This is a genomic window from Sinomonas atrocyanea (assembly GCF_030811715.1).
In the GTDB taxonomy this organism is placed as follows: domain Bacteria; phylum Actinomycetota; class Actinomycetes; order Actinomycetales; family Micrococcaceae; genus Sinomonas; species Sinomonas atrocyanea_A.
The window spans coordinates 22,405-48,756 of sequence record NZ_JAUSRH010000017.1; the positions used below are offsets into that span (position 1 = coordinate 22,405).

The following is a 26,352-nucleotide window of genomic DNA, read 5'->3' on the forward strand; positions in this document are numbered from 1 at the left end:
CGCCGTCGTGCACCGGAGCTCGCTGAGCGGCTCCGGCCGTCGCGTCAGAACGTCGCGGCGTCGATCACGAAGCGGTAGCGGACGTCCGAGGCGAGCACGCGCTCGTAGGCCTCGTTGATCTGCTCCGCGGGGATGAGCTCGATGTCCGCGCCGAAGCCGTGCTCGGCGCAGAAGTCCAGCATCTCCTGGGTCTCCCGGATGCCGCCGATCATCGATCCGGCGAGCGTCTTGCCGCCGCCGATCAGGCTGAAGGCGTTGACGGCGAGGGACTCCGGCGGCGCACCGACGCTGACCATGGCGCCGCCCGCGGCGAGCAGGCCGAGGTAGGCGTTGAGGTCGATCGGGGCGCTGACCGTGTTGAGGATGACGTCGAACGTGCCCGCGAGCTTGGCGAACGTCTCGGGATCGGACGTGGCGTAGTAGTGGTCCGCGCCGAGCCGGAGCCCGTCCTCCTTCTTCTTGAGCGACTGCGAGAGCACGGTGACCTCGGCGCCCATGGCGTGTGCGATCTTGACGCCCATGTGGCCGAGGCCGCCCAGGCCCACCACGGCCACCTTCTTGCCGGGGCCCGCGCCCCAGCGGTTCAGCGGCGAGTAGGTGGTGATGCCCGCGCACAGGAGCGGGGTCGCGACGTCGAGCTCGAGGCCGTCCGGGATCCGCAGGACGAAGTCCTCGGTCACCACCACATGGGTCGAGTAGCCGCCCTGGGTGATGGTGCCGTCGCGGTCCACCGCGCCGTAGGTGCCGACGTTGCCCTCGAGGCAGTACTGCTCGTTGCCCTTCTCGCAGTTCACGCAGTGGCCGCACGAGTTGACCATGCAGCCCACGCCGACGCGGTCGCCGACGGAGTGCTTGCTCACCTCGCTGCCGACCTCGGTGACGATGCCCGCGATCTCGTGCCCGGGCGTGAGGGGGTACTGCTGGGGACCCCAGTCCCCGCGGACGGTGTGGATGTCGGAGTGGCAGATGCCCGCGTATTTGATCTCGATGAGGACATCCTGCGGTCCCAGCTCGCGGCGCTCGATGGTGGTCTTGACGAGCGGCTCTGCGGCGCCCGGGGCTGCGTAGGCGTTGACGGTGGGCATGGTGACTCCAATCCGTAGGGTGTTGAGTCTGCTTGATGCGGCAAACATCGCCCAGCATCCTACGCTACCGAGGAGTACAGTCGCATCATCCAGCGCGCTGCGAGGAGGCGGGCATGGCTGTTCCGGACCGCTTCGGGCTGCTTCCTGCGGGGCCTCTGCTGCTCACCACGGAGGAGACGCGCCTCCTGTGGGCGTTCGTGCACGGCGACATCATGGACGCGGCGGTGCGGGCCTGGCTGCGCGCGTCGCTGGGCTTCTGCCCCCGGCACACCTGGGCTTACGCCGTGGTGGAGATCGAGCTGTGGGAGGCCGGGGTCGGCGGCCGGGGCGGCCACCAGCCGTTCGACGTGTGCGTCCTGTACGAGGACCTCTGCCGCACCCTGTCCGCCCGGCTGGGCCGCCCACGCGGGTGGGGCCGCCGCGCCGAGGCCGCCCTCGCCCCGGCGCGCCGCTGCTACCTCTGCACCCAGCTCGCCGGGCCGCGGCGGGAGGGGTTCGCCCTCGGGTACGCGAATTCGAACAGCGCCGCGCTGGCGGCGGAGGCGAACCTCCTGCGCCACACCCGCCGCTGGTGCGCGGCGACGGTCGAGGAGTGGCTCCCCTCGGCCTGCCCGGCCTGCCTCGGCGGACGGTCCCCCGGGGCGGACGACGGCGGCGCGCGCCTGTGCCGCCTCCACCTCGCCGAGGCGGTGCGCACCCGGACGGCGGACGACGCCGGGGCCGCCGCGCGGGTGGCCGAGGCTGCGGACCGGCTCGCCTCGCTCGCGCGGCGCCTCGCCGCCCTCGCCCGCTCGATGACCGCCGCCGGCGCACCCGCCGACGCCGGGACGGAAGCGAGCTGGATCGAGGCGCTCGGGTTCTTCGGCGGCTGGCAGTTCCCCGCCTACCTTGCGGGGATCCCGGCAGACGGCGCCCCCTGAGCCGCGCCGGCCGCGTCAGCCGCCGAGCGACGCGGCCCACGCGTCGATGCGGGCCTTCACCTCGTCGTCGGAGAGGTCCTCGACCCGGGTCATGATGGACCAGCGGATGCCGAAGGGGTCGCGGATGCTCGCGAACCGGTCCCCCGAGACGAAGTCGGTGGCGGGCTCCCGCACGGTCGCCCCGCCGGCCACGGCCCGATCCACGGCGGCATCCACGTCCGGGACGTAGACAGCCAGGGAGTAGCAGTCATCGTCCCCGGCCGGCGGGAGCACGAGGTGGTACTGCGGGTTCGCGTCGCCGAGCTCGAGGCGGCCGCTGGGGAAGTCGAGGACGGCGTGCGCCACGAGGGGCCTGCCGTCGGGGGCGGGCATGTCCGTCCGGGAGAGGAGCCGGGCGCCGAACACGGCCTCGTAGAAGCCGATCGCGGCCTCGGCGCGGTCGACCACGATGAACGGCGTCAGCGAGGTCGAGCCGCGCGGCATCCCGTTGACGGTGTGCTCGCCGTTGGCGGCGCGGCGGTGCGGGGCGGTGGCGGTCTCTTCTGTCTCTTCGCTCATGCGGCCACGCTAACCGCCGCGCGGGCGGTCCTCTTGAAGAATTCCGCCACCGCCTAGGCTGTGCCTGTGCAGCCGACATCTCGCGGGGAGCTGACCCCCGACCCGCGCGCGCCGATCACGAGGATCGCCCCGCCGGACTGGGCAGCGCACGCCGTGCGGCACCTCTGGATCGTCGAATGGGACCTCCCCGCGGGCGAGGCCGTCCGCCAGCTGGTCCTCGGCTACCCCGCGCTCAACATCGTCGCCGAGCCGGAGAAGTTCGCCGTCTACGGACCCACGACGTCGGCCTCCACCCGCACGCTCGCGGGGACCGGCTGGGGCGTGGGGCTGCTGCTGCGGCCGGCGGCCACACCGCTGTTCGCCGACCGGCCCGCGGAGTTCGCCGACGCCGAACGCGACCTCGACGCGCCCAAGGTGCACCGCGCCGTCGTGCGCGCCATGGGGTCTGGACAGCCGGCGGCGGCCCGCTACGCCGAGGCGGCGGACGCCGTGCTGCGGTGGGTCGTGGGGCTCCTGCCGGCCGCGGACCCGCGCGGGCTCGAGGCGAACCGCATGGCCGAGCTCGCCGACTCGCGGCCGGGGCTGCTGAAGGTGGCGGACCTCGCGGCCGCGATGGGGGCGTCCGAGCGCACGCTCGACAGGCTCGCCGCGGACTTCCTGGGCCCGACCCCGGCCGCGCTCATGCGCCGGCGGCGGATCCAGCTCGCGGCCGAGCGGCTGCGCGCCGATCCCCGCACGCCGCTCGCCAACCTCGCCCACAGCCTCGGCTACGCCGACCAGCCCCACCTCACGCGGGACTTCCGCGCCGTCCTCGGGATGACGCCGCGGGAGTACGCGGGCCGCTGAGGGCTCACCGGGCGACGCGGAACTGCGACGGGACTCCCCCGGCGCCACAGGCGAGGTCCGCGGCGAGCTCGCCGATCACGGGCGCGAACTTCGCCCCGTGCCCGGAGCAGGGGGACACGACCGTGATGCCCTCGGCGGAGTCGATGACGAAGTCTTCGGTCGGGGTGTTCGTGAATAGGCACGTGGTCTCCGCATAGGGCTCGGGGACCAGGCCCGGGAGGTACTCGCGCACGTACTCGACGACGCGGCGCCGGTTCTCGGGGTCGATCTGGCCGTCCTGCTCGGCGGCGGAGGGAAGGACCTTGCCGCCGTTGAACTCGGCGACCTTCAGCCCGCGGAAGCCGGCGTCGCGCCCACCGGGGAGCCCGTACGCCGTCCAGCGTCCGCGCATGTGGATGAACGTGGGCCACGCCGCGGCCTCCTCGGCGGAGGCGCCGGCGTAGGGGAAGTGGTAGGCCTGCTCCTGCCGGACCTCGAGGCGGGGCATGGCGGCGAGGAACGCCCCGGGCAGCGGGAGCGCCCTGAGCAGCGGCGGCAGCCAGCCGCCCGCCGCGACGACGACCCGGCCGGCGCGCATCCTCCGCCCGTCCTCCGCGGTGATGATGAACGCGGACCCGTCGCGGACCACAGACTGGGCCGCCCAGCCGGTCTCGAGCCGGGCGCCGTGGTCGGCGGCTGCCCGGACCAGGGCCATGACCGTCTCCTGAGCATCGATGACGCCCGCGCCGGGATGCCACAGGATGTCGGTGTCGAAGGCGATCTGGGGCCACCGGCCGCGGGCCTCGTCGGCGCCGAGCAGTTCGTGCTCGATCCCGCACGCCTCGAGGACGGCGGCGAGGGCGGCCGGATCGCGCTCGGCGCCGTAGTCCACGGACCCGGTGGTGGTGATGAGCTGGCGGCCGCTGAGCCGGGCCAGCTCCGCCCAGCCGTCCTCGGAGCGCCGGAGGAGGCGCGTGTAGAAATCGTCCTCGTAGGCGTAGCGGAAGATGCGGGCGGAACCGTGGGAGCTCCCGCGCTCATTGGCCGGGGTGGTGCGCTCGAGGACGGTCACCTCGTGGCCGCGCGCCGCCAGGTGCCATGCGGTCGAGGCACCTGCCAGTCCGGCCCCGATGACAGCGTAGTCGGTCGATTCCATGGCCCTGCTCCTGAGTCTTCTCGGCTGCTGTGCCTCCAGTAATCCATCAGGGGCTGGGTCTTCGCCAACCGGGTCCGCTGTCCGTGCCAACGTGTCCGTCTATTGCTGGCGTCAGGTCAGTCCACCGGGTCGGCTGTAAATGATTTCGCGACGCTGGAGGAGCGTCTCGGGGCTGAGCCGAGCGAGGTCAGCGAGGCCCAGACGCAGTCCATCGAACCGGCCCTGGTCCTGGAGGCGCTCAAGCGCAGCGGGACCCTCGCGGCCCACTTGGGTGATCCGCAAGGGTTCTGATGCACAGCCGAAGGCATGGCTCGGGTGCCGTTGCTTCGGACTGGTCTAGATTCTGGTGGCGACCGCCGGTTCCCCAGGGCCCATGCCGGGGAACCGGCCGGCGGGTGGTTCAGCCCTTGATGATCTGGGGCTGGCCGAGGTGCTTGAGTCCTTCGACGCCGAATTCGAGGCCGTAGCCGGACTGCTTGGCGCCGCCGAATGGCACCCGGGGGTCGATGGCACCGTGCTCGTTGATCCACACAGTCCCGGCCTCGATCCGCGCAGCGACCTCGCGCGCCTTTTCGCGGTCACTGGACCAGACGGAGGCTCCGAGGCCGACCTCCAGGGCGTTGGCCATCTTCACAGCGTCCTCGATGTCGGTGTACTTGATGATCGGCAGCGCGGGGCCGAACTGCTCCTGGGCGACGAGGGGGTTGGTGTTGTCGATGTCGGCGACGAGGGTGGTGGGGTAGAAGTAGCCCTTTGCCTCCGGGTCGGGGTTTCCGCCGAGGAGGATGCGGGCGCCGGAGTCCTTGGCGGCCTGGACGAGGTCCTTCACGATCGCGTACTGCGAGGCGTTCTGGAGGGGGCCGAGGACGTTCTGCTCCTCCAGGCCCACGCCCATGGGGACGTTGGCGGCGTAGTCGGTGATGGCCTGGCAGACCTGGTCGTAGATGTCCTGATGGACGTAGAGGCGCTTGAGCGCGGCGCAGGTCTGGCCGGTGTTGATGAACGCGCCCCAGAACAGGCCCTCGGCGATGGCCTTCGGGTCCGCGTCCGGGAGCACGATGCCGGGGTCGTTGCCTCCGAGCTCGAGGGTGAGGCGCTTGAGGGTGTCCGCGGAGGAGCGCACGATGGCCTTGCCCGTCGCAGTGGAGCCCGTGAACATGACCTTGTCCACGCCTGGGTGGCCGGCCAGGGCCTCGCCGACCTCGCGGCCGCCGGAGACGGCGGAGAGGACGCCGGCCGGGAGGGCCTCGTTGATGACCTTGACCAGGGCCAGGACGGACAGTGGGGTGTGCTCGCTGGGCTTGACGACGACGGTGTTGCCCATGCGCAGGGCGGGGCCCAGCTGCCAGACGGTGATCATCATCGGCCAGTTCCACGGCCCGATCGCGGCAACAACCCCGAGCGGGCGGTACGTCAGCACGGCCCGGGTGGTTCCATCGTCGACCACGGTTTCAGGCTCCAGCGGGGTGTCCGCGGCGGCGCGCAGCCACGCGACGCAGGCTCCGACCTCGAAGCGGGCGTTGGGGCCGTTGAGGGGCTTGCCCTGCTCGCGGGAGAGGATCCTTGCGAGCTCTTCGGCATGGGCCTCGATGGCGTCGGCAGCCTTGTTCAGCAGCGAGGTGCGCTGGGCATGCCCGAGGGCGGCCCACCCGGGCTGGGCAGCCTTTGCTGCGTCGATGGCTTCCTGGAGGTCGACGACACTGTGCTCCGGTGCCCGTCCGATGGGTTCTCCGGTGGCGGGATCGAGGATCACGCGGCCGCCGTGGTCGGGCTGGATGGCAGTCAGCAGGGAATTGTTGAGATCAGTCTGTGCAGTCATGGTCTTTCCTTGTTGTGGGTTGGTGCTACGGCTGGCCGTGTGGGTTCGGAGAGGGCGCAGCTCGAATTGTCTGGTGGTGGCTTCAGTTGGCGGGCTCCTCCATCGGGGCTCGGAAGTCGATTCGTTCGTCGAAGGCGATCTGGCCGGGCTCGACGGCGATGAGACCTCCGTCGACCGGGATGACCGCGGCGTTGAGGTAGGAAGCAGCTGGGGAGAGCAGCCAGCTGATCGCCTGTCCGATCTCGCTCGGTTCGGCTGGCCGGCGGCTCGGCGCGAACGCCGTCGCCATCGCGTAGGCTTCGTCCCTGGACACCCCGACGGAGGCGCCCAGTTCGGTCATCTCCGCATCAGCCATCTCTGTGCGCGTCCAGCCGGGGCACACGACGTTGGCGCGGACGCCGAGAGGGCCGTAGTCCACTGCTACGGATTGCATCAGCATGGTCAGGCCGGCCTTCGTGGTGTTGTAGCCGGCAATGCCGGCGGTCGCACGAAGCGCGGCCGCCGACGCGACCCCGACAATCGCGCCCCTGGAACTGATCAGATGCGGCAAGGCGGCCCTGGCCAGGCGGAACGGACCGGTCAGGTTAGTGGCGACCATGGCGTCCCAGTCTTCATCGGAGAGTTCTCGCGCACCGCCCGCCCGCACGATCCCGGCATTCAGGACGAGGCCGTCGAGCCGGCCGAACTGGTCGATGGTTTCGGCGACGAGCCTGTTGATGTCTGCGGGCGAGTCCATGTCTGCCACTTTCGCGATGGCGCCTGTGTGTTCGGCGACTGCGTCCAGGGCGTCGGGTCGTCGACCGCAGATGACGACTTCCCAGCCCTGGGCCCGTAGGGCGGCTGCTGTGCTGGCGCCGATGCCGCTTCCACCGCCCGTCAGGATGGCTACCTGTCGGTCCTTCGTGGTCATGTGCTTCACATGCTCCTTGGCTAGCAGTTCGCCCCAGGAAGGGGCCCGTTGTGCAAGGTGGCGCTCAGGCCAGGAAACCGGGGAGGTGTCCCCGGTGACCGGGGCAGCCCAGCCGCGATCCTTCGTCAGATGACCTCTGCTGAGTAGTCGATCTGCGGTTTGGCGCGCCCGAGCACGATGCCTGCTGCCACGACGACGGGGATCAGGATCAGCAGCCATTCTGCGGCGCCGTTGCCGGCGCCCAGCAGGGAGCCGTAGTTGTCGAAGGTGAGGTATCCGATGTAGACGAAGACCACGACCGAGAGCGCTGGGGCGATTCTGGTCGCCCACATCCCAGTCTCCTCCGGGAGACGGACGAAGAAGGCGATCACGGCTACCGAGGTGAGGATGAGGATCGTGATGAAGGCGCCGGTTCCCAGGGCGCTGAACCAGGCGAAAACGGCGAGCGGGTCGCTGCCGGCCAGCAGGAAGGCGGAGACGACTGCGGCGATCACGATGCCGTTGTAGAGCCCGGCCTTGGCGGGTGCGCCCTTGCGCGAGACGTCGGCCAGGGACGCGTGCAGCACTCCGGCCCGGCCGAGGGCGAAGAGGTAGCGGGAGAACATGTTGGTCAGGCCCAGGAGCATGGCCAGGTAGCTGGTGACGACGAGGATCTGCAGGGCCATGCTCAAGGCGTCGCCACCGCTGGCGGCGGCGAGGTCGAAGATGAAGCCGGCGGGGTCCTGGGTCGCCGCCTGCTGGACGGCATCGGTGCCGACGGCACCCCCGATGGCCCAGGTCGAGATGGCGAAGAAGAGCCCGACGAAGGCGATCACCAGGTAGAGCGCCCTCGGGATCGTCTTGCGCGGGTTGACGGCCTCCTCCGAGAAGACCACGGTTGCCTCGAAGCAGGTGAAGCAGAGGAACGCGAAGAGGAGCGCGATGCCCAGGCCCGGCCCGAAGAGGTTGGCGGAGGTGAAGCCGGCGAACGTGAAGACGCCCCAGCCGTGCTTGGCGATGAGTGATCCGACGAGTACAGCCACTACGGTCGTCTCACCCAGGATCAGGACTCCGAGCACCCGGACGCTCGCGTCGATCCCTCCGATGGTCAGTGCAGTGGCCGCCGCCAGCAGGACCAGGATCAGGGCGAGCGGCGGTATGTCGAGGCCGGTGAGTGTCTTGAGCAGCTGTGCTGCGAAGACTCCGAACTGCGACCACAGGCCGACCTGCAGGCTCAGGTACGTCAGGATGGCGATCCCTGCCCCGGCTGTCGCCCAGGAACGCCCGAGGCCCTTGGCGATGTAGGCCACGAATCCGCCAGCATTGGTGATGTACCGGCTCATGCGCAGGTATCCGACTGCGAAGAGGGCGATCAGCAGGGCGGTGATCGCGTAGACCAGGGGGGTGGCGGGGCCGACCGCCGCGAAGATGACGGGGCCTGCCCCGACGATGGCGGCCACCGGGGCGGCGGCGGCGACCACGAAGAAGGCCACGGCGAAGACGCCGAGCTTGTTGCGCCGGAGGTGGCCGGCCTCTGCGGGCCGGGCGGTCTGGTGCGCGTCCATGCGCGCGGCGTCCGAGTTAGTGCTTTCGAGCATCGTCTGTCGCTCTCTCATTCAGAGGAAAGGGGTTGGTGCATTGGGCTGTCTCGCCGTCGAGCAGCCTTGTTCTGAGCGCGGTGAGGACCGGGGGTGTGATCCCGAGGCCGTGCTCGAGGTAGGAGTTGCGTGATCCCCAGGTCCGCTCCACGCTCTCCCACGCCGCTTGCAGATAGGCAGGTCGTGCTTCCATGAGCGGATCGAGCCGCTTCTTCGTGGTCGCGTCAATCGGGACAGCGCGCCCGGCCGGGGTCCGGAGGACGTACTGGTTGGCGGGCCGCGAGCTCAGGAGGTAGTCCTCGACGATGGCCGCCTCCGGGGTCCCGAGAGCGGTCAGGAGGACGGCGATGGCCCAGCCGGTACGGTCCTTTCCCGCGGAGCAGTGGACCACTGCGGGAAGGCCGCCGTGGACCAACGAGGCCAAGAACCCCGCATACGGTGCCGGATCGTCCGCGATGTCGACGGAGTACAGCCGGATCATGGCCTCTTCCGCTCCCGCTTCCGCCACGATGGCGGCCGCCTGTTCGGCCTGCCCTCTCCGGATGGCCGTCCAGAGCGATGCATCCTGCCCCCGGCCGCCCTCGGCAGGGAGCGCCGAAGACGCGGCCCTTTGGTGCAGCCGACCAGCGGCGTCCTCGATCTCCGCCTCCCATGTCTGCCGGAGGTCGATGAAGCGCGCGCCGAATCCGTCCAGCTTCTGCCGGTCGGCCGCCGAGGCGGAGCCGAAGTGCCCGCTCCTGAAGAGGACGCCCCGCCGGATGGCCAGGCCTCCCCCTGCCGGCATGCCGCCGAGGTCGCGGAAGTTCCGGACTCCCTCGAGCCGCAGCCCGCCGGGGGCGTCTGGGAGTGTGACCTCGTTCATACCCATAGGCTAAACATGGGATGCTCCGTCTAACAAGAAGACAGAAAAATAGAGTTCGAATCTCTTGTCCCAACACTGGACATGCTGTTCAATCTTTCTCAGGGGCCGGATGACGACTTCCGGACTCAGCGGTCCAGACTCTGTACGGCATGTTCAAGATCGGGATGTCCGGTGCAAGGATGTGTTCAGGACACGGGTGGCTGCCCGCGACAGCGGGGGCCCGGAAGGAGCTGGGAAGATCATGAGCGAGAACACTGACAGGCCGCTGCCGCTGCGGGAGCGGAACCGCCTGCGGACGCGTGGGGACATCCTCGACGCGGCCGCCGTGCTCCTGGGCACGGACGGGTACGCCGAAACCACCGTTGAGGCGCTCGGCCGCAGTAGCGGGGTCTCCCGCGGCACGATCTATGCGCACTTCCCCGGCGGCCGCGAGGAGATCGTGCAGGAGGTCTACCAGCGCGTCGCCGACGCGGTGTATGTCCAGGGCGTCACGCTCAGGGAGGGCGTCGAGGACCCGGCAGCGCGGATCACGGCGCTGGCGAGGGCGCTCGTCCAGGCCACCCGGGAGCCAGAGGGCCGCTTCTACGGGGTCATGGGCCCCGATGTGATGCCAGTCGTCTCCAAGGTGATGGGTTCGACCTCGAGGTCGTTCCAGTCCCTCATCTCGCGGGACCTCAGCGCCGCCAAGGCCGCCGGCCAGCTCCCGGAGGAGGCCCCTGTCGAAGCCCTGGCCGCCACCCTCGTAGGGGCCATACGCAACGCCGGCGCCACGGCGGCGCTCGAGCCCGAGAAGTCGGAGCAGCTCATCGAAGCGATCCGCTGGCTCGTCGACGGCCTTCTTCAACGGGCGGCGGTCTGACCCGCGGGCGCCCCGCCCATCAACCATGGAGGAACGAAATGTCTCAAGAGAACTATGACGTCATCGTCGTCGGCTTGGGCCCGTGGGGCTCAGCTGCCGCATGGCACCTGTCCAGCCGCGGGAAGTCGGTACTGGCGCTGGATAAGTTCACCCCGCCCCACAAGGAGGGCTCGCACGGGGGCGCGACGCGTCTGGCACGCCAGTCCAGCAGCGCCGGCGAGCAGTACACCGCCTTCACCAAGCGGACGTTCGAGCTCTGGGACCGTGTGGCAGCCGAGACCGGGACACAGATCCTGAACCGGACCGGGACGCTGTTCGTGGGCGAGCCCGGCTCGCTGTGGTTCGACAGGACCATCGGATCCCTGCAGGCCTCCGACTTCGAATTCGAGGCCATCGAGGCATCCGCCGCGCGCCGGCGATTCCCCTGGGCCCGGATCTCCGAGGCCGAGGTCGCCGTGTGGGAGCCGAACGGGACGGTAGCGCTCGTCGAGCCGGGGATCCGCGGCCTCCAGTCGGAGGCCCGCCGCCACGGTGCCGTCCTGCGCACCGGTGAGGAGGTTCTGGGGTGGGACGAGACCCCCGGGGGCGTCCTCGTCCAGACCGACCAGGGCCGGTACACCGCAGACAAGCTCGTGGTCGCGGTCGGATCCAGGGCCAACCACCTCCTTCAGCTGGATCTGCCGTACAAGGTCGCCCGCCAGGTTCTGGCCAACTTCCGCCAGCCGCGCCCCGCCCTTCCCGCCGTGTACTTCGCCAAGCCGCCAGGGTCCACCGAGGCGCCGGCCTACGGCTGCTCGGAGCCCAACGGGGACTGGAAGTTCTCGGTCCCCGGGAAGGAAGACTGGATCGACCCCGACGACCTCGCCCAGGACCTGCGGTCCGGGGACCTCGAGAGGATCCTCCAGGTGCTCCACGACCGGATGCCCGGCATCGACCTCGAGCCGCGGTCCACCACGGTGTGCATGTGGGCCGAAGTCGAGGACGGGCACTGGGTGATCGGCCAGCACCCCCAGTCCTCGAGGGTCATCATCGGCACCGGCGACATGGGCCGCGGATACCGGTACGCACCCGCGGTGGGCGAGATGCTGGCGGACCACGTCGACGAGGTCCCCCGTCCCGACACCGACCTGTTCGTGCCCTCGCGCTTCGCCGCATCCAGGGCCTAGCGGAGCACACCATGACCACGACCACCATTTCCGAGCACGAGCTCGAGATCATCCGCACGATCCTCTCCGCCGCCCCGGGATGGACGGACATCACCGCATACCCGCTCTCCGGCGGGAACGCGCATAAGAACTACCGGGTCGAGAGCAGCGACCGCAGCTGCGTCGTGAAGGTATGGAACAACTACTGGACCTCAGTCGGAGTATGTCCCGAGGCCGAGGTGGTCCTCCAGAACTCGAGGACCGCCGCAGAAGTGGGAGTGGGAGCTCCCGTGATCGCGGTGTCGACCGAACCACCCGGCATCGGCCTGGACTTCCTCACCGGCGGCCACCCACGGCTGCAGGAGGACCCTGACGCCGTCGAGAGGCTGGTCCCCGCACTCAAGCGCCTCCACAACTCCGGACGCCGTTTCGCCAACGCAGTCAATCCCTTCGAGGTCGCCCGGGAAAGGTTCGCCGCCGCCCGTGCCCGCAGCATCCCATTCCCCGCCGGCTTCGAGGTGATCGAGCGCATCATCGACCGCCTCGAGCACACCCTGGCCCTCGACCCCGCAGCGTTCGTCCCGTGCCATCTGGACATCTGGGACGCCAACATCGTCAAAGCCACACCCTCGGGGCCCTACCGCATCATCGACTGGGACCTCAGCGGCAACTCCGACCCCGGGTACGAGCTCGGCTTCGTCGCCGCGTTCAACGGCTTCGACCCCGAGAGGTCACAAGCCCTCTTCCAGGCCTACTTCGGCAGCGCGAACCCCGTAGCGCTGGCCCGCGCCAGGCTCTTCATGACGGTCGCCCACTGGTCGAACTGCGCCCTGTGGATCACCGCCTTGGGCAACACCGACCCCAACGAAGGCTCGGACTTCGAAGGCGAACTCCGGACCAGCTGGGAGGGGCTGCTCACCAGCGTCACCACAGCCGACTTCCACCACGCCATCGCGCAGGCAGCCAAGCCCGGCGCCCTGGTCTAGGCCCCTCTGCCAATGCCTCGGCCCCCGGGCCGGCACCACATCTGATCATCACAGCTCAAGGAGTACCCAAATGACGGACATCTCTCTCAACGAAGCCCAGGAGGTGCTCCAGGCCGCGCACGAAGCGGCCTTGGAAGCGCAGACCAACATGAACATCGCGGTGGTCGATGCAGGAGGAAACCTGAAGGCCTTCACCCGGATGGACGGGGCCTGGCTCGGCAGCATCGACATCGCGGTGAAGAAGGCTCGGACGGCACGCTACTTCGATATGCCGACCGGAGACCTCGGCGCCCTCTCCCAGCCCGGAGAGCCCCTCTTCAACATCGAGGTCTCCAACGGCGGCCTCATCACCTTCCCCGGGGGGATCCCGCTGCTCAAGGACGGCGCGGTCATCGGAGCGATCGGAGTCAGCGGAAGCACGGTCGAGGACGACCACTCCGTCGCAAGCGCAGGCGCGGCGGCGCTCTGAGCACCGGCGCGGTGACCGGCCCGCTCCAGGCGCCGGTCACCGCCGCCCACCGCACTTCACCCTTCACCCTGAGGAAAGCCATGACACTCGAAACCACCGCAATCCAGACAACCGGGGCGCCCCCGGAGCACTCCCTGCTGGAAAGGCGGGGAAGGACCCTCGGCAGCCACTCCCCGCTGTTCTACACAGAGCCGCTGGAGATCGTTGAGGGAGAGGGCGTCTGGGTCCGCGACGCTGCAGGGAAGACCTACCTCGACGTCTACAACAACGTCCCACACGTGGGACACTCCAACCCGGCGGTCCGCGAAGCCATCGCAGCACAGCTGCTCAAGGTCAACCTGCACACCCGCTATCTGCACAGCCGTGTAGTGGAGTATGCAGAGAAGCTCCTTGCGACCTTCGACGAGCCCCTCGACCGCGTCTTCTTCACCAACAGTGGATCGGAGGCGAACGAACTCGCCCTGCGCATCGCCAGGCAGCACACCGGAAACACCGGAATCCTGATTTCCGACCACAGCTACCACGGCAACACCACCACCCTGGCAGAACTGACCACCGCGCTCAGGGTGAAGGAACCACTCGGTCCACATGTGCGGACGCTGACCATCCCGGACGCCTACGGACTCACCTCCGCCAAGGAGAAACGGCTCCTTGCACAGGGACTCACCGAGGTCGACGCGGCCATCGCCTCCCTCGAAGTGAGCGGACACGGGCTCTCAGCGATCCTGTTCGACCCCATCTTCTCCACCGAAGGCCTGTTGAAGACCCCCCGCGGCTACATCGAGGCCGTCGCAGAGCGGGTCCACGCTGCAGGCGGTCTGGTCGTCGCCGACGAAGTCCAGTCAGGATTTGGGCGCATCGGAGCCCACATGTGGGGGCACCAGGCCTACGGAACGACGCCCGATCTGGTCACCCTCGGCAAGCCCATGGGCAACGGCCATCCCGTCGGTGCAACCGTGACATCCGCCGCCCTCATGGACGAGTTCGGCGAGAACAACACCTACTTCAACACCTTCGCCGGGAACCCAGTCTCTGCCTCTGCCGCCCTGGCCGTCCTGCAGGTCATGGAAGACCACAACCTACTGGACAGCACCCGGCGCCTCGGACGGTTCATCAACCGCGAACTCCGCGCACTCGCCCTAGGCAATCCGCGCATCAAGAGCGTCAGGGGAACCGGCCTGTTCTTCGGCCTCGAAATCGTCAGGCCGACCGACTCAGAGCCAGATCCCGAGACCACCAAGGCGATCGTCGAAGACCTCCGCAACAGAGGAGTCCTCATCGGCCGAATCGGCCGCCACGACAACGTGCTGAAGATGCGGCCGCCCATCGTCTTCGAACGCCAGCATGCCGAGATCATGCTGGACCGCGTCCGACTTGCTCTGGAAGCCCAAGGCGTAGCCGACTGACACGCCGTGCATGGCCTGGTGATGCCCCGCCGGCTTGGGAACGATGAGCGAGCCCCAGAGACATACAGCCAGAGGAGCGACCATGATGGAACAGACAAGCCCTCGGCATCCAGCCCTGAGACGGCGAGGCTGCTGGACACCGAGCGTCGGCGACCGAGTCGAGCTGCGCAAGGGCAAGACAACGTTTCAGGCCGGACAGGTCGAGACCGTCATGCCTGATAATTCCGGGTTCTGGATCGCGCCTGAAGGGGTCGGCCAGCGCCGCTACGTCTTGGTCGGAGATGACTCCTTCGAGATCTGGGCCTAGCCCTGCGACGGCTTCCAGAGAGAGGTCCCAGTCGGCCTCAGAGGATGACATGGGGCGCCTTCTTTGGCATATCGGAAGGCGATGACGGCACCAGGCCGGACCGTCCGACGACGGCGCACGGCCCGGTGCGAGGCCTCTCCCCCGGGTCAGCGGCTGATGACCTTGGGGGCGGCGACCGCCTTGAGGCCGGCGACGCCGAATTCCTGCCCGTAGCCGGACTGCTTGGTCCCGCCGAAGGGCACGTCCGGGTTGAGGGTGCCGTGCTGGTTGATCCACACGGTTCCGGCCTGGATCAGCTTGGCGACCGCCACGGCGGCATCGATGTCATCGGACCAGACAGAGGCGCCTAGCCCCTGCTCGGAGGCATTGGCGCGGCGGATCGCGTCGTCGACGTCGGTGTACCTGATAACGGGGATGGCGGGCCCGAACTGCTCCTCGTCCACGAGACGCGAGCCGTCCTCGATGTCAGCGACGACGGTGGCCCGGTAGAAGAGGGGCCCGAGTTCGGGAGCGGGCTCGCCGCCGGCCACGATGCGGGCGCCACGGGCGCGGGCGTCGTCGACGAGGTCCTTGACGATGTCGAACTGGCTCTGGTTCTGCAGCGGGCCGAGCACATTCCCGCCCTCCAGGCCGGGCCCCATGGGCAGTGCGCGGGCCAGCTCGGCGAGGGCCTCGACCACGTCGTCGTAGACGGAGTCATGGACGTAGAGGCGCTTGAGCGCGGCACAGGTCTGGCCGGTGTTGATGAAGCACCCCCAGAACAGGTTCTCGGCGATCGCCTGGGCATCGGTGCCGGGAAGGACGATGCCCGGGTCGTTCCCGCCGAGCTCGAGGGTGAGGCGGGCGAGGTTCTGGGCCGATGAGGCGACGATCTTGCGTCCGGCCTCGGTCGAGCCGGTGAACATGATCTTGTCCAGTCCACGGTGGGCGGCGATCGCGGCGCCGACCTCCCTGTTGCCGGACACCACGGTGAGGACGCCCTCGGGCAGGTGGCGGTTGAAGATCTCGGCGAGGGCGAGGACCGACAGCGGGGTGAAGCTGCTCGGCTTGGCCACCACCGTGTTGCCCATCCGCAGCGAGGGGGCGATCTGCCAGACCGTGATCATCATCGGCCAGTTCCACGGTCCGATGGCCCCGACGACGCCGAGGGCGTCGTAGTGCAGCTCGGAGCGGGCGCCGCCTGCCTCGAAGACGACCTCGGGTTCGAGGACAGTGTTCGCCGCGTTGCGGGTCCACACCGCGCAGGCGCCGACCTCGAAGCGGGCGTTGGGGCCGTCGAGGGGCTTGCCCTGCTCGCGGGAGAGGATGCGGGCGAGTTCCTCGAGGTTGGCCTCGAGGTCGTCCGCGATGGCGTTGAGGATGCGGGACCGCTCCGCGTGGCCGAGCGCGTTCCAGGCTGGCTGGGCGGCGCGGGCGGCGGTGATCGCTGCTTCGAGGTCGTCGAGCCCGTGGACGGGCGCGTGCCCGATGATCTCGCGGGTCGCTGCGTCCGGGATGGGGCGGCCGTGGCCTTCTGGGACGGTGATGGCGTTGAGGATCGACGTCGTCGTCGTGGTCATGGTGGTCTCCTGTGGTGCTCTCTTCGGGGTTCGCCTGCGGGTCATTCGGCCGGGTACGGGGTGTCGTCGAGGATGGTGAACTGGCTGTCGAAGGGCAGGTGCACGGTGTCCAGGGTCGGCCCGTCCCAGCAGAACATCCGCCCGATGGAGCGGGCGTTGGCCAGGTCGATGACGACGATCGACTCGACCGGCATGACGGTCTCGCTCCAGTGGAGGAGGACGAGGCCGTCGGCGAGCTCGAAGACCTGGATGGGGTCTGCGTCGGCGAGGCCCACCTCGCCTCCCTTGACGCAGTGCCAGACGAAGGTGCCGGAGTTGAGGTAGATGTGCTCGTAGTGCTCGGTCGGGCTGTAGCGGTAGTAGATCCGCTTGCCGACGAGTTCGCTGGTGCGCTTGCGGGGCTCGATCTCGCCGGTGCCCGTGACGCGGCCGGAGAGGATCCCGGTCTGCAGACGGACCTTGCCGTCGCGGTCGACGAAGGACGAGTCCGCGACTGTCACCCGCCCGTCCGACTGGTCGATCACCATGGAGACGTCACTGGCGTGGACGCCCTCGCCCTTGACGAAGTCGACGAAGAAGATGCCCGGGCGCACCTCCACGGCGCGGTAGGGATGGGTTCCCGACTGCCCGGTGCCCTTCCCGTCAGTGATCGTCCAGGTGATCTGTCCGTCGGCGAACGTGTGCTCGATCGTCCAGCCGTTCTCGAAGCGGACTTCGATGGGAGCTCCTTCGAGGCCAGCGCTGGCCGGCAGACTGGGCTCGCCGAAGCCGTCGAGCATCATCGTGACGTCGGGCCACTGGTCGGTGGGGACGTAGCCCTGCTCGGTCGGGGAGAGCTGCTGAGGGGTGGTCGGCATGGGAGTTCCTTACGTTGGTGGTTCTGCAGAGGAGTGTTGGGACTAGGGGGCGGACCCGGTCAGCCGCCGGCGGTGGCGATGCGGTCGAAGTCGATGTCCTTCTTGAGGAGCGGGAGGACCGCCCCGGCGGCGAAGGCCACGGGGATGGACCACAGCAGCTGCCTCGCGATGGAGCCGTCGCCGGAGAGCATCGCGTCGTAGTTCGCGATCGCGATCACCAGGACGGTGACCATGAGCACGACCGAGGCGGCCGGGGCGACCCGAGTGCTCCAGAATCCGCGCTCGAGCTTCTCGCGGATGAAGAAGACGAGGATGGAGACAGAGGCGAAGCCCATCATGACGATGAAGCCCACGGTGCCCAGGGCGACGAACCAGGAGAAGACGACCACGATCGGATCGGCCCCGGACCAGAGGAAGGCCATGAGGATCACGGCGATCACCAGTCCGTTCACCAGGGCCGCGGCGGCGGGGACCTGCGACTTCTTCGACACCCGCGAGAGCGGCTTCGGCAGAGCCCCTCCCCGGGCGAGGGCGAAGACGTAGCGGGAGAACATGTTCTGAATCCCGATGAGCATCGCGATGAAGCTCGAGACGACCAGGACCTGCATCGTGATGTCCAGCCACGGCCCGACGTACTTGGCGGCGACCGAGAAGACAATCCCGGCCAGGTCGTTTGCCGCAGCGTCCTGGACCTTGTCCGGGCCGACCGCCACGCTCACGGCCCACGTGGCCACGGTGTAGAAGATGCCGACGAAGATGATCACCGCGAACAGTGCGCGGGGAATGGTCCGACGAGGCTCGCGGGCCTCCTCCGCGAAGACGGTCGTGGCCTCGAAGGTCGTGAAGCAGGCGAAGACGAACAGCACCGCCACGCCGAGCCCGGGCTGGACCAGCTGGGACGGGGCGAAGCTCACCAGCGACATGTCCTTGCCGCCCGATCCCGCCACGATCCCGATGATCAGGGCGGCGATGGCAATGACCTCCAGGACCAGCAGTACCCCGAGGATGCGCAGGTTCAGGTCCACTCCGCGCATGGTGAGCGCGGTGGTGATGATCAGGAACCCGAGCACCCATCCCCACACTGGCAGGTCCACGCCGAACAGACGCGAGGCGAGCTGCTGCGCGAATACCGCGAACTGGGCCCACAGCCCCACCTGGAGCGAAACGTACGTGACGATCACGATCCCGGCAGCGCCCGTGGCCGCGCGCCGTCCGAGGCCGCGCGAGATGTAGGCGACGAAGCCGCCCGCACTGACGATGTGGCGACTCATCTTCAGGTAGCCGACCGCGAAGACGGCGATGATGAGCGCGACCAAGACGTAGACGAGCGGGACGCCCGGACCCATGACGGAGAAGATCACCGGGCTCGCCCCCACGAATGCCGCCATCGGCGCCGCGGCGGAGACCACGAAGAAGGCGATTCCGATGCAGCCGAGGCTGTTGGACTTCAGTCGTGTCTCGCCGATGGACGGCGGCACCACGACCTCGTGCTGGGTATTGCTCATGGGTCCTCCTTTGGACCTGCTGCCCTGTGCGGGCGAGAGATTGTGGGACGCCTCGTCGGGGGCGAGTGCCGAGGCTGCAAGCTGGGCGTCCGATGCGGAATGGGATCCCTGGACCCATATTGAGCATCTGCTTAGTGATAGAGATTACGAGCGCCCCTGAGGGGTGTCAAGGGGGTCTGCCAGAGCCCGGGACCGCCTAAGCTGAACCTGTGAGCCGCGAGAAACGACAGCCCAGTCATGGAGAGGGCAGGGAAGCGCTCCTCGAAGCGGCGGTGCGGGTCGGTGCCCGCAAGGGCCTGCGCGGGCTGACCTTCCGCGCCGTGGCCGAGGAAGCCGGCCTGAACAACAGCCTCATCGCCCACCACTTCGGCACCCGGGACAGGCTGCTCGCCGCGGCGCTCGAATGGACAGTCGACCGCCTGATCGGCGCTGCCGACCTCAGCGAGTACGCGACCGACTCCACTGCCTTCCGCGAGGCCCTCATTCGGAACGTCCTGTCCCAGCCCGACATCGAGATCTTCCAGTTCGAGATGGTGATCGAGGCAACGCGGAGGCCCGAGCTCCAGGAAGCAGTCCGTGAGCTCTACGGCCGCTACGTGGCCGCCCTGGCCGCCGGCCGCACCGCTCTCGGAGCCGAGGACAACCCCGGCCTGAACCGTGCCATGTTCGCTGCCTTGGACGGACTCACCCTCCAGTACTTCTGCAGGGCGATCACCGCAGAACAGCTCTCCGAGGCGGTCGAGGCACTGGGGGTCGCCGTCGGCGGCCCCGTCCGAGACGCGCGGCTGGCGCCCTAGCCTGCCCAAGGGCCCAGCCGAGGGGCGGGGGCCGCTACCGAACAGCGAGCTGTTCGGCGACGTCCCGCGCGGCGGTGAAGCCGCTCTCGATGGCGCCGTCGATGAATCCGCCCCAGCCGTTGGCGTAGTCGGACCCGGCGAGGTGGATCCGGCCCTCGGGCCGCTGGAGCTCCGGGAGGCTCTCGGACAGGTAGCCGGCGCGGTGCATGGGCCAGGTCTCGCGGGCGTACTCGTCCTGGACCCAGTTGTGGCCGGAGACTTCGAGGACCTCGATGGCGGGGATCCACCGGCGCAGGATCTCCTGCGCGGCGGCGGCGTCGTCGACGTCGACCGCCTCGGCGTCCGGGCCGAAGGCCACGAGTGTGGTGCTCTCGGCGTCGAGGTACTCGGCCTGGACGAAGTTCAGCGGCCAGTCCTGGGGGCCCATGGCCACGAAGCGCTCGTGGCGGCCCCTGACCTTGATCCAGAGCTTGGCTCCGAGGCCGAGCTGCCCGCGCTCGGCGGCCTCGCGCTTGCCCGCGGAGAGCTCCGGCTCGAACCGGACCGAGTTGAGCACGTGCAGCGGCACCGTGACCACCGCTGCCCTCGCGGTGTATTCGGTGCCGTCGCGTCCGACGGCGGTGACCCCCTTCTCGTTGCGGCGCACCTCGGCGACGGGGGCGTTGAGCGTCAGCGTCGCGCCGCAGTCCTCGAGGATGGCCCGGGCGAGGGCCCCCGTGCCGCCCTGGACCTTGTAGGTCGCGCAGGTCTCGAACATGACCGGCCACTCGTGGAAGGCGGCGGCGGCCCAGCGGAGGGCCTGGGTGTAGGCGGCGTCCTGGATGCGGCCGTTGAAGTTCAGGGCCCAGAAGCTGCGCATGAGCTCGTCGGCGACGGTGTCGAGGCCGAGCTCGTCGATCTTCTCGGCGACGGTCAGCTGGTCGGCCGCCTTCACCGCCGGGTTGGCGAGCGGCTCGTACGGCAGGGGGACGAGCTGCCGGGACGGGGCGAGGAAGTCGCGGTTGGGCCCGTCGAGGATCGCCATCAGCTCCTCCGGTGAGCCCTGCCGCAGCTGGCCGCCTGCGTGCCAGTAGGCCTTCTCGAATTCGGGGGCGGTGACCACGCCGATGCCATAGCGGGTGAGCTCGGCCCAGACGTGGGGCTGGCTCCAGTGGACCCAGGTCCCGCCGAATTCGAGGCTGCGGCCCATCTTGGGCTCGAGCCAGGTCCGCCCGCCGATCCTGTCGCGGGCCTCGAGGATCTGGACGTCCAGGCCCTTCCGGCTCAGCTCGCGGGCGGCGACGAGGCCGGCGAAGCCGGCGCCGATGACGAGGACGTCGGAGGTGTTCTGCATCTCGCTCGGGCCCCTTCAGCTGTAGACGAAGAACTCCGTGGTCGGCCTGACCACGGTCCACCGGGTCTTGGCCCCCTTGTTGAACGAGGCCATGCTCCCATCGGTGAGGTCGAAGGTCTCCCCGCCGATCACCTCGATGCGCAGGTGGCCCTCGACGATGTAGAGGGTCTCGTCCTCCTCGAAGGCGAGGTCGAACGTCTCCGGCGCCTCTTCGGGCGTCACGGTCCAGATCCCGCCGGAGAGGGCGGGCCGCTCGCCGTCGCTCGGCTTGCGGAGCCACTGGACCTGGCCGACGGCGAAGGGCTCCGCCAGCTCCCGGTCGGTGTCGGCGTGGAAAATGTGGGCGCTCATCATCGCTCCTTTGCGAGGGGAAGGGCCGGTCACCTGTGGACGTGGCCCGTATCACTACGCCCACTACTCTGCACTTGCTTAGTTTTCAGTGTCAAGCTCTGCAGATGCAGAGTTTTTGTGCGCGCGCCGGTAGCATCGACCCATGACGGTCAGCGAGGTCAGGTACGGCACAGGGCGCGAGGCGCTCATCCGCGCGGTGGTGGATGTCGTGGCCGAGGAGGGCCTGGACGGACTGAGCTACCGGAAGGTGGCGCAGCGGGCGCGCGTGAACAACACCCTGATCTCCCACCACTTCGGTTCCAAGGAAGCACTCCTCGAGGCGGCAACCGTGTGGGCCGTGCAGCGCACCCAGCAGCGGGCTGACCTCACGCTGGCAGCGGCCCTCGACCGCGACTTTGCCGAGACCCTCACGCGGATCGTCGGCGAGGAGCCCAATCTGCAGGTCTTCCAGTACTACATGATCCTCGCCTCCCGCCGCAGCCCGGAGCTGCGCAGGATTGCCGGAAACCTCTACGAGAGCTACATCGGCATGGTCCAGGACGTCCTCGTCCGCTATGGATACCAGCCCGACCGGGCCGCGGCGCGCGCTGTCTTCGCCGCGCTCGACGGGCTCGTCATGCAGCAGGTCACCGTGGCGGAGCGCGAGGAGATCGTTGCGGCGATCGTGCGGCTCGGCTCGCTCCTCGAGAGGAAGTAGCCCGCCGAGGCCGGCGCTACCCCCGCTCGGCCGCCCGCAGCTCGCGCCGGAGGATCTTGCCCGAGGACGACTTCGGGATCGCGTCGAGGAACTCCACGACGCGGACCTTCTTGAAGGGGGCGACATGCTCGGCCACGAACGCGATGACGTCCTCGTCCCCGAGCTCGGCCCCCGGCTGGCGGACGACGAAGGCCTTGGGGACCTCCTCGCCGTCGTCCGCCCGCACCCCGATGACGGCGGCGTCCGCGATCTCCGGGTGGGTGAGCAGCACTGCCTCGAGCTCCGCCGGCGCGATCTGGTAGCCCTTGTACTTGATGAGCTCCTTGAGCCGGTCCACGATCGTCACGACGCCGTCCGCGCGCACCGTGGCGATGTCCCCGGTGCGCAGGAAGCCGTCCGGATCGATCGTCGCGGCGGTGGCGTCGGGCCGGTTGAGGTAGCCGAGCATCACCTGCGGCCCGCGGACCAGCAGCTGTCCCGGCGCGCTCACGGCCCCCGGGTCCCCGTCCGCGGGCGGCAGCGGGATCTCCTCGTCCGTGGCCGGGTCGAGCAGCTTGCACTGCGTGTTGGGCACTGTCACGCCGACCGAGTCCAGCGGCATGCGCCCGGCCTCCGAGAGCGGCAGGATGTGCGAGGCGGGGCTGAGCTCCGTCATCCCGTAGCCCTGCAGCATCGCGCACCCGAGGCGCGCGGCAACGGCGGCGCCGAGCCCGGCGTCCAGCGGCGCGGCCCCGGAGAACGCGACGCGGACACTCGAGAGGTCGTACCGCTCCACGAGCGGGTGCTTGGCGAGCGCCACCGCGATGGGCGGGGCGATGAACAGGTACGTGCAGCGGTGGTCCTGGGTGATCCGCAGGAACTCGGCCAGGTCGAACTTGGGCATCGTGACAAGCCGCGCCCGCTGCAGGAAGGCCGCGTTGACGAGCATCGTGAGCCCGTAGATATGGAAGAACGGCAAGACGGCCAGGAGCGTGTCCTCCCCCGTCACGCCCAGCAGCGGCCGGCCCTGGGCCACGTTCGCCACGAGGTTGAAGTGGCTGAGCATCACGCCCTTGGGCGTGCCGGAGGTGCCCGAGGAATACGGCAGGACCGCGACCGCGTGCGGGTCCACGTGCATGTCCGGCGCGTGCAACCCGGCAGACAGCGCCTCCCCGAGCGAGGGGTGCGCGGCGCCGGAGGGTGAGGGGCCGCCGTCGAGCACCACGACGCGCTCGGGCGGGATGCCGGCCTCCTCCGCGGCGGGCTCGGCGCGGCCCAGGAACGGCGAGACGGTGAAGAGCCACGCGGCGCCGGCATCGGCGAGCTGGCGGCCCGTCTCCTCGGCCGTGTAGAGCGAGTTGACGGTGGTGACCGCCGCGCCGGCACGGAGGATCCCGTGGAAGACCACGGCGAAGGCGGGGATGTTGGGGCACATGAGCCCGAGCGTGGTGCCCGGACCCACCCCGTGGGCGGCGAGCCAGCCGGCGAGGGCGTCGATGCGCGCCACGAGCTCGCGGTACGTGGTCTCCGCCCCGCTCGTGCCGTCCACCATCGCGACCCGGTCCAGCTCCTCCTCGGCGAGGCCGCCGAACAGGTACTCGTGGAGGGGGACCTCCGGGATCTCGACGTCCGGGTACGGGCTCGCGAACATGGGTTCTCCTTCGAATCCAACGGATCGGCGCACGACGGCGGCACTCGCCGCTGTGGACATCGTGCTGTGCCGCCCGGGCCGGGGCAAGGGCTTGGGCAGCGGGGCAGCGGAAGGGAGGGTCCAGGGCATCGGCAGGATCCTGCCGGATTGGGCTGTCGCTCCCCCGGGCGGCGCCCGCGGGGGCGGAGAGCGGCAGGATCTTGCCGGATGCCGCCGCGCGGGAGACACTGGGCACCTGAGCACGAGCCGATCGGCAGGATCCTGCCGGGAGAGGAAGCCGTGGACGAACCCGCGCGGGACGCGCTGGCGGCGCTGGGCGCGGCCATCAGGGCCGCGCGCAAGGACGCCGGCATCACGCAGGCAACGTTGGCCGAGCTCGCCGGGACGTCGGAGCGGACGGTGCGGGACATCGAGCGCGGCTCGCCGAGCCCGAGCATCGGCTCGGTCGTCGCGGCCGCACGGGCGGTGGGCCTCACGGTCGGCGCGAGCTGATGTCCCGGGACCTCTCCGCGCTCCGGTTCATCAGCGAGGCGGACGTGTACAAGGCCGGCGTCCTCGCCGGCCGGCTCTGGCGCGACGAGCGCGCGCGCATCAGCTTCGCCTACCGCGAGGACTACGTCGCAGCGCAGGGGCGGCCGGTGGCCCGGACCCTGCCCGTGGGGCCGGAGGCAGTGGGGCCGCTCCACGGCCTCCCCGCATTCTTCGCCGGCCTCCTGCCCGAGGGCCACCGGCTCAGCGTGCTCCCGCTCCGCGGCGAAGACGAGCCTCGACGACGAGCTCACGCTCCTCCTCGCGGTCGGGGCCGATGTCCCCGGCGACGTGCAGGTGGTCCCCGCGGGCACGGTCCCGGAGGAGCCGGAGCCGCTCGCCGACCTCGATGCGGCGCCCGCGGACTTCTCGCGGCTCGCGGACGCCCTCGACCTGCACGGGCTGCCCGGCGTCCAGGACAAGGTCAGCGCCTCCATGCTCTCCGCCCCCGTCGCCTCCCCGCACCACCGGTGGATCCTCAAGCTCGACCCGCCCGGAACGCCGCACCTCGTGCTCAACGAGGCGCTGCACCTCAGGGCCGCACGCTCGCTGCGGATTCCCGTCGCCTCCGCCCACGTGGTGCGCGACGCCCGAGGGGTTCCGGGGCTCCTCGTCTCTCGGTTCGACAGGATCCACGAGGACGGCCGCTGGCGCCGGCTCGAGCTGGAGGACGGCGCCCAGATCCTCGGGATGCTCCCCGCGGCGAAGTACTCCGTGGCGGCCGAGGAACTCGTCTCCGCGGTCGCGGCGGCGTGCCGGGCGCCGGCAGTCGCCGCCCGCAACCTGTACCTGCAGTTCCTGTTCGCCTGGCTCACTGGCAACGGCGACCTCCACGCCAAGAACGTGGCGGTCCTGACCGGCCCGGCCGGTCATCGCGCCCCGGCGCCCGCCTTCGACCTTCCCAGCACCGTGCTCTATGGCGACATGTCGATGGCCCTCCCCGTTGCCGGACGCACCAAGGGCCTGCGGGCCCGGCACTGGGCCGAGTTCGCCGCGACGATCGGCCTGCCCGAGCGCGCCGCCGCGTCCGCGACCTCACTGGCGCTCAAGGCGGCGGCCGGCGCCGACCTCGCGGCGCTTCCCTTCGAGGGCTCGCCGCTCAACCGCGCCCTCCGCGAGCTGCGGCACCGGAGGGCGGAGCTCGACTAGCCCGGAACGGAGGCCGGGCGTCGTCAGGCCCCGGCGGCGGCGAACCGCTCGGCGAGCTCGCGCATGGCATCCCGCAGCTCCGGCGGGTCGATCACGGTGACCGGCCAGCCGAGCCGGACCACGTGGTAGGCCACGTAGTCGAGGTCGTCGGCGCCGGCGGTGAGGATGCTGGCCTCGCCGTCCGGCTCGACGACGGCCATCGTGGACGGAACCCGCTCCGCGACCTCGTGGGCCGGGGCGTGGATGCGGACCTTCGCGACGAATTGGTACGGCGCCTGCGTGATGGACGACTGGACGTACTCGACCGCGTCCGGCGCCTCCCGGGGCCTGAAGCGCCAGCCGGTGCCGCGCGCGGCCGCCATCCGGTCGAGCCGGAAGGTCCTCCAGTCCTCACGGTCAAGGTCCCAGGCCATGAGGTACCAGCGCCTGGCCGCGGCCACGAGGCGGTAGGGCTCGACCCGGCGCTCGGACCGCTCGCCGCCGGACTTCGTGTAGTCGAACGTGGCCCGCTCCGGCGTGCGGATGGCCCGCGCGAGGGCCACCAGGACGTCGGCATCCACGGCCGTCACGGGGCTGTCCAGGCTCACGGTCGCCTCGATGACGCCCTTGACCTCGGCCCGCAGCCTAGCCGGGAGCACCTGGTCGAGCTTCGCGAGCGAGCGGACGGCCGCCTCGCCGAGCCCCGCGACCGTCCCTCCCGCGGCGAGCCGGAGGCTCACGGCCACCGCCACGGCCTCCTCGTCGTCGAGGAGCAGCGGTGGCAGCGCCTTGCCGGCGCCGAGCTGGTAGCCGCCCCCGGTGCCGTGCTCGGCCCGCACGGGGTAGCCGAGCTCTCGCAGGCGGTCCACGTCGCGGCGGATGCTGCGCGTCGTGACCCCGAGCCGCTCGGCGAGCTCCGCGCCCGTCCATACCGGGCGGGACTGGAGCAGGTTCAGCAGGCTCAGGACGCGCTGCGTCGTGTCATTCATGGCTCCATCATGGACTCTGGCTGCGGACAGGATCTGTCCGCAGCGCACGTGGCGTGGGCCGCATCCCCAGCGGCTGAGGCAGCGGACCGCCCCT

26 protein-coding genes and 1 pseudogene are annotated in these 26,352 nt (G+C 69.9%); 13 read left to right on the forward strand and 14 right to left on the reverse strand.

Annotation, left to right across the window (positions count from 1 at the left end; genetic code table 11):
• Nucleotides 1-44 precede the first annotated feature (44 nt).
• On the reverse strand, nucleotides 45-1,085 hold the full coding sequence (locus J2W21_RS18600; RefSeq protein WP_307116004.1) for an NAD(P)-dependent alcohol dehydrogenase: 1,041 nt from the start codon (nucleotides 1,083-1,085) through the stop codon (nucleotides 45-47).
• 113 nt (nucleotides 1,086-1,198) lie between these two features.
• On the opposite strand from J2W21_RS18600, the gene J2W21_RS18605 reads away from it, so the two are divergent.
• The gene (locus tag J2W21_RS18605) at nucleotides 1,199-2,005 is read left to right on the forward strand and encodes a hypothetical protein (protein WP_307116005.1); all 807 of its coding nucleotides are present in this window, start codon (nucleotides 1,199-1,201) and stop codon (nucleotides 2,003-2,005) included.
• A 15-nt stretch (nucleotides 2,006-2,020) separates the two neighbouring features.
• Here the strand turns inward: J2W21_RS18605 and J2W21_RS18610 are convergent, their stop codons facing one another.
• A complete protein-coding gene (locus J2W21_RS18610) occupies nucleotides 2,021-2,563 on the reverse strand; it encodes a VOC family protein (protein WP_307116006.1) in 543 nt (180 codons plus the stop codon).
• Nucleotides 2,564-2,629: 66 nt separating this feature from the next.
• Between J2W21_RS18610 and J2W21_RS18615 the strand changes: the two genes are divergently transcribed.
• Nucleotides 2,630-3,409 carry a helix-turn-helix domain-containing protein gene (locus tag J2W21_RS18615; RefSeq protein ID WP_307116007.1) on the forward strand — a complete coding sequence of 260 codons (780 nt, stop codon included), beginning with the start codon at nucleotides 2,630-2,632 and terminating at the stop codon, nucleotides 3,407-3,409.
• Nucleotides 3,410-3,413: 4 nt separating this feature from the next.
• Here J2W21_RS18615 and J2W21_RS18620 read toward each other — a convergent pair whose 3' ends face one another.
• From J2W21_RS18620 to J2W21_RS18640, 5 genes are all read right to left on the reverse strand, one after another.
• The gene (locus tag J2W21_RS18620; protein WP_307116008.1) at nucleotides 3,414-4,544 is read right to left on the reverse strand and encodes an FAD-dependent oxidoreductase; all 1,131 of its coding nucleotides are present in this window, start codon (nucleotides 4,542-4,544) and stop codon (nucleotides 3,414-3,416) included.
• A 400-nt stretch (nucleotides 4,545-4,944) separates the two neighbouring features.
• On the reverse strand, nucleotides 4,945-6,363 hold the full coding sequence (locus tag J2W21_RS18625; protein WP_307116009.1) for an aldehyde dehydrogenase family protein: 1,419 nt from the start codon (nucleotides 6,361-6,363) through the stop codon (nucleotides 4,945-4,947).
• Between the two features lie 82 nt (nucleotides 6,364-6,445).
• Nucleotides 6,446-7,273, reverse strand: a complete 828-nt coding sequence (locus J2W21_RS18630; RefSeq protein WP_307116010.1) for an SDR family NAD(P)-dependent oxidoreductase — start codon at nucleotides 7,271-7,273, stop codon at nucleotides 6,446-6,448.
• A gap of 125 nt (nucleotides 7,274-7,398) precedes the next feature.
• Nucleotides 7,399-8,850, reverse strand: coding sequence for an APC family permease (locus J2W21_RS18635; protein WP_307116011.1), 1,452 nt, complete (start codon nucleotides 8,848-8,850; stop codon nucleotides 7,399-7,401).
• Nucleotides 8,834-9,712 carry a tyrosine-protein phosphatase gene (locus J2W21_RS18640; RefSeq protein ID WP_307116012.1) on the reverse strand — a complete coding sequence of 293 codons (879 nt, stop codon included), beginning with the start codon at nucleotides 9,710-9,712 and terminating at the stop codon, nucleotides 8,834-8,836. The genes J2W21_RS18635 and J2W21_RS18640 overlap by 17 nt, the downstream gene beginning before the upstream one ends.
• A 241-nt stretch (nucleotides 9,713-9,953) precedes the next feature.
• Here J2W21_RS18640 and J2W21_RS18645 point away from each other — a divergent pair, with 241 nt between their 5' ends.
• The 6 genes from J2W21_RS18645 (at nucleotide 9,954) to J2W21_RS18670 (ending at nucleotide 14,884) form a co-directional block, all read left to right on the forward strand.
• Nucleotides 9,954-10,571 (forward strand): TetR/AcrR family transcriptional regulator, encoded by a 618-nt coding sequence (locus J2W21_RS18645; RefSeq protein WP_307116013.1) that lies wholly within the window; start codon nucleotides 9,954-9,956, stop codon nucleotides 10,569-10,571.
• 38 nt (nucleotides 10,572-10,609) lie between these two features.
• Nucleotides 10,610-11,737, forward strand: a complete 1,128-nt coding sequence (solA, locus tag J2W21_RS18650) for an N-methyl-L-tryptophan oxidase (RefSeq protein ID WP_307116014.1) — start codon at nucleotides 10,610-10,612, stop codon at nucleotides 11,735-11,737.
• Between the two features lie 11 nt (nucleotides 11,738-11,748).
• The gene (locus J2W21_RS18655; RefSeq protein ID WP_307116015.1) at nucleotides 11,749-12,702 is read left to right on the forward strand and encodes a phosphotransferase; all 954 of its coding nucleotides are present in this window, start codon (nucleotides 11,749-11,751) and stop codon (nucleotides 12,700-12,702) included.
• Between the two features lie 70 nt (nucleotides 12,703-12,772).
• Entirely contained in the window at nucleotides 12,773-13,171 is a 399-nt protein-coding gene (locus J2W21_RS18660) for a GlcG/HbpS family heme-binding protein (protein ID WP_307116016.1), read from the forward strand.
• Between the two features lie 80 nt (nucleotides 13,172-13,251).
• Nucleotides 13,252-14,577, forward strand: a complete 1,326-nt coding sequence (locus J2W21_RS18665; RefSeq protein WP_307116017.1) for an aspartate aminotransferase family protein — start codon at nucleotides 13,252-13,254, stop codon at nucleotides 14,575-14,577.
• Between the two features lie 82 nt (nucleotides 14,578-14,659).
• Nucleotides 14,660-14,884: a hypothetical protein gene (locus J2W21_RS18670; protein ID WP_307116018.1), complete on the forward strand. Its 225-nt coding sequence runs from the start codon at nucleotides 14,660-14,662 to the stop codon at nucleotides 14,882-14,884.
• A gap of 146 nt (nucleotides 14,885-15,030) precedes the next feature.
• On the opposite strand, the gene J2W21_RS18675 is transcribed toward J2W21_RS18670, so the two are convergent.
• From J2W21_RS18675 to J2W21_RS18685, 3 genes are read right to left on the reverse strand one after another with little or no spacing between them, the layout of a single operon-like run.
• On the reverse strand, nucleotides 15,031-16,443 hold the full coding sequence (locus J2W21_RS18675; RefSeq protein WP_307116019.1) for an aldehyde dehydrogenase family protein: 1,413 nt from the start codon (nucleotides 16,441-16,443) through the stop codon (nucleotides 15,031-15,033).
• Nucleotides 16,444-16,484: 41 nt separating this feature from the next.
• Nucleotides 16,485-17,300, reverse strand: a complete 816-nt coding sequence (locus J2W21_RS18680) for a MoaF C-terminal domain-containing protein (protein WP_307116020.1) — start codon at nucleotides 17,298-17,300, stop codon at nucleotides 16,485-16,487.
• A 59-nt stretch (nucleotides 17,301-17,359) separates the two neighbouring features.
• The gene (locus J2W21_RS18685) at nucleotides 17,360-18,805 is read right to left on the reverse strand and encodes an APC family permease (protein WP_307116021.1); all 1,446 of its coding nucleotides are present in this window, start codon (nucleotides 18,803-18,805) and stop codon (nucleotides 17,360-17,362) included.
• Nucleotides 18,806-19,014: 209 nt separating this feature from the next.
• On the opposite strand from J2W21_RS18685, the gene J2W21_RS18690 reads away from it, so the two are divergent.
• Nucleotides 19,015-19,602: a TetR/AcrR family transcriptional regulator gene (locus tag J2W21_RS18690; RefSeq protein ID WP_307116022.1), complete on the forward strand. Its 588-nt coding sequence runs from the start codon at nucleotides 19,015-19,017 to the stop codon at nucleotides 19,600-19,602.
• Between the two features lie 34 nt (nucleotides 19,603-19,636).
• Here the strand turns inward: J2W21_RS18690 and J2W21_RS18695 are convergent, their stop codons facing one another.
• Both J2W21_RS18695 and J2W21_RS18700 read right to left on the reverse strand, forming a co-directional pair.
• Nucleotides 19,637-20,935 carry a flavin monoamine oxidase family protein gene (locus J2W21_RS18695; RefSeq protein WP_307116023.1) on the reverse strand — a complete coding sequence of 433 codons (1,299 nt, stop codon included), beginning with the start codon at nucleotides 20,933-20,935 and terminating at the stop codon, nucleotides 19,637-19,639.
• A 15-nt stretch (nucleotides 20,936-20,950) separates the two neighbouring features.
• A complete protein-coding gene (locus tag J2W21_RS18700) occupies nucleotides 20,951-21,286 on the reverse strand; it encodes a cupin domain-containing protein (protein WP_307116024.1) in 336 nt (111 codons plus the stop codon).
• Nucleotides 21,287-21,428: 142 nt separating this feature from the next.
• Here J2W21_RS18700 and J2W21_RS18705 point away from each other — a divergent pair, with 142 nt between their 5' ends.
• Nucleotides 21,429-21,983: a TetR/AcrR family transcriptional regulator gene (locus tag J2W21_RS18705; protein ID WP_307116025.1), complete on the forward strand. Its 555-nt coding sequence runs from the start codon at nucleotides 21,429-21,431 to the stop codon at nucleotides 21,981-21,983.
• A 16-nt stretch (nucleotides 21,984-21,999) separates the two neighbouring features.
• On the opposite strand, the gene J2W21_RS18710 is transcribed toward J2W21_RS18705, so the two are convergent.
• Nucleotides 22,000-23,613, reverse strand: a complete 1,614-nt coding sequence (locus tag J2W21_RS18710) for an AMP-binding protein (protein ID WP_307116026.1) — start codon at nucleotides 23,611-23,613, stop codon at nucleotides 22,000-22,002.
• A 279-nt stretch (nucleotides 23,614-23,892) separates the two neighbouring features.
• Here J2W21_RS18710 and J2W21_RS18715 point away from each other — a divergent pair, with 279 nt between their 5' ends.
• The 3 genes and pseudogenes from J2W21_RS18715 (at nucleotide 23,893) to J2W21_RS18725 (ending at nucleotide 25,290) form a co-directional block, all read left to right on the forward strand.
• Nucleotides 23,893-24,105 carry a helix-turn-helix domain-containing protein gene (locus tag J2W21_RS18715; protein ID WP_307116027.1) on the forward strand — a complete coding sequence of 71 codons (213 nt, stop codon included), beginning with the start codon at nucleotides 23,893-23,895 and terminating at the stop codon, nucleotides 24,103-24,105.
• Nucleotides 24,105-24,296, forward strand: a pseudogene (locus tag J2W21_RS18720) (HipA N-terminal domain-containing protein); the annotation flags it as partial. The gene J2W21_RS18715 and the pseudogene J2W21_RS18720, both read left to right, overlap by 1 nt.
• Nucleotides 24,297-24,432: 136 nt before the next feature.
• Entirely contained in the window at nucleotides 24,433-25,290 is an 858-nt protein-coding gene (locus J2W21_RS18725) for a type II toxin-antitoxin system HipA family toxin (RefSeq protein WP_307116028.1), read from the forward strand.
• Nucleotides 25,291-25,313: 23 nt separating this feature from the next.
• On the opposite strand, the gene J2W21_RS18730 is transcribed toward J2W21_RS18725, so the two are convergent.
• A complete protein-coding gene (locus tag J2W21_RS18730) occupies nucleotides 25,314-26,258 on the reverse strand; it encodes a helix-turn-helix transcriptional regulator (RefSeq protein WP_307116029.1) in 945 nt (314 codons plus the stop codon).
• Between the last annotated feature and the right edge of the window lie 94 nt (nucleotides 26,259-26,352).

Excerpts from the sequence above, each read along its gene's own strand:
- J2W21_RS18695 (WP_307116023.1), bottom strand. The coding sequence starts at position 20,935 with ATGCAGAACACCTCCGACGTCCTCGTCATCGGCGCCGGCTTCGCCGGC.
- J2W21_RS18675 (WP_307116019.1), bottom strand. The coding sequence starts at position 16,443 with ATGACCACGACGACGACGTCGATCCTCAACGCCATCACCGTCCCAGAA.
- J2W21_RS18660 (WP_307116016.1), top strand. The coding sequence starts at position 12,773 with ATGACGGACATCTCTCTCAACGAAGCCCAGGAGGTGCTCCAGGCCGCG.
- J2W21_RS18645 (WP_307116013.1), top strand. The coding sequence starts at position 9,954 with ATGAGCGAGAACACTGACAGGCCGCTGCCGCTGCGGGAGCGGAACCGC.
- J2W21_RS18730 (WP_307116029.1), bottom strand. The coding sequence starts at position 26,258 with ATGAATGACACGACGCAGCGCGTCCTGAGCCTGCTGAACCTGCTCCAG.
- J2W21_RS18635 (WP_307116011.1), bottom strand. The coding sequence starts at position 8,850 with ATGCTCGAAAGCACTAACTCGGACGCCGCGCGCATGGACGCGCACCAG.
- J2W21_RS18605 (WP_307116005.1), top strand. The coding sequence starts at position 1,199 with ATGGCTGTTCCGGACCGCTTCGGGCTGCTTCCTGCGGGGCCTCTGCTG.
- J2W21_RS18680 (WP_307116020.1), bottom strand. The coding sequence starts at position 17,300 with ATGCCGACCACCCCTCAGCAGCTCTCCCCGACCGAGCAGGGCTACGTC.
- J2W21_RS18685 (WP_307116021.1), bottom strand. The coding sequence starts at position 18,805 with ATGAGCAATACCCAGCACGAGGTCGTGGTGCCGCCGTCCATCGGCGAG.
- J2W21_RS18655 (WP_307116015.1), top strand. The coding sequence starts at position 11,749 with ATGACCACGACCACCATTTCCGAGCACGAGCTCGAGATCATCCGCACG.
- J2W21_RS18610 (WP_307116006.1), bottom strand. The coding sequence starts at position 2,563 with ATGAGCGAAGAGACAGAAGAGACCGCCACCGCCCCGCACCGCCGCGCC.
- J2W21_RS18640 (WP_307116012.1), bottom strand. The coding sequence starts at position 9,712 with ATGAACGAGGTCACACTCCCAGACGCCCCCGGCGGGCTGCGGCTCGAG.
- J2W21_RS18700 (WP_307116024.1), bottom strand. The coding sequence starts at position 21,286 with ATGAGCGCCCACATTTTCCACGCCGACACCGACCGGGAGCTGGCGGAG.
- J2W21_RS18620 (WP_307116008.1), bottom strand. The coding sequence starts at position 4,544 with ATGGAATCGACCGACTACGCTGTCATCGGGGCCGGACTGGCAGGTGCC.
- J2W21_RS18670 (WP_307116018.1), top strand. The coding sequence starts at position 14,660 with ATGATGGAACAGACAAGCCCTCGGCATCCAGCCCTGAGACGGCGAGGC.
- J2W21_RS18710 (WP_307116026.1), bottom strand. The coding sequence starts at position 23,613 with ATGTTCGCGAGCCCGTACCCGGACGTCGAGATCCCGGAGGTCCCCCTC.
- J2W21_RS18630 (WP_307116010.1), bottom strand. The coding sequence starts at position 7,273 with ATGACCACGAAGGACCGACAGGTAGCCATCCTGACGGGCGGTGGAAGC.
- J2W21_RS18665 (WP_307116017.1), top strand. The coding sequence starts at position 13,252 with ATGACACTCGAAACCACCGCAATCCAGACAACCGGGGCGCCCCCGGAG.
- solA (WP_307116014.1), top strand. The coding sequence starts at position 10,610 with ATGTCTCAAGAGAACTATGACGTCATCGTCGTCGGCTTGGGCCCGTGG.
- J2W21_RS18705 (WP_307116025.1), top strand. The coding sequence starts at position 21,429 with ATGACGGTCAGCGAGGTCAGGTACGGCACAGGGCGCGAGGCGCTCATC.
- J2W21_RS18600 (WP_307116004.1), bottom strand. The coding sequence starts at position 1,085 with ATGCCCACCGTCAACGCCTACGCAGCCCCGGGCGCCGCAGAGCCGCTC.
- J2W21_RS18625 (WP_307116009.1), bottom strand. The coding sequence starts at position 6,363 with ATGACTGCACAGACTGATCTCAACAATTCCCTGCTGACTGCCATCCAG.